Raw genomic sequence first — 722 nt, 5'->3', positions numbered from 1 at the left:
TCCGTTGCTGTAGGCCTTGTCCGCGGCAAGGCTGTCGGGTTTCTTGCGGGGCCTGCCCGGGCCGAGCTTGGGAATGCGGATCTTGTCCAGCACCTTCGTGAACTGGGTGCAGTCCGCCCGCTGGCCTGGTGTGACGATGAGGGACAGCGGGCGGCATCGGCCGTCGGCGCTCAGGTGGAGTTTGCTGGTGAACCCGCCCCGCGAGCGGCCCAGGCCCTCACTTCCTGCACCACCTCCACCAGGCGGGCGTGCAGACTCTGCCACGCTGTTTCGCCCTGGTGTTCTGCCTGCTCGGCCCCCTTTGATGCCGGGATCGGCGGCGGATCGGTGCGGGCGCCGGCGGCGTGCTGATGAGCGCGAACGATGGTGGAGTCCACCGAGATGTCCCAGTCGATCTCACCCCCGTCATCCGCGGCGGCCTGGACCTGCTGCAGCAGACGTTCCCACGTCCCGTCCGCAGACCACAGCCGGTGCCGTTCATAGACCGTTTTCCACGGCCCGAACCGTTCCGGCAGGTCACGCCACTGCACACCAGTCCGCACCCGGTGCAGAATCCCGTCGATGACCTGCCGGTGATCCCGCCACCGGCCACAACGCCGGTTACTGACCGGCAGGAACGGCCGCAGCCGTTCCCACTCTGCGTCTGTCAGATCACCCCGCCCCATGTCCACATCAACGACCTGGACGGCGAGTAGTCACATGATCGGGCGGACAAGTCCTAG

Annotated in this window: 1 pseudogene; it reads right to left on the bottom strand. The window is 67.3% G+C overall.

Annotated features, from left to right (window positions below):
- Positions 1 to 665 (bottom strand): annotated as a pseudogene (locus tag PV410_RS44615) (IS5 family transposase); the annotation flags it as partial.
- Positions 666 to 722: the final 57 nt, after the last annotated feature.

It is taken from the genome of Streptomyces sp. PA03-5A (assembly GCF_033792725.1).
Lineage (GTDB): Bacteria > Actinomycetota > Actinomycetes > Streptomycetales > Streptomycetaceae > Actinacidiphila.
The sequence above is the reverse complement of the archived record's forward strand: the minus strand, read 5'-3'. Positions and strand labels throughout refer to the sequence as shown.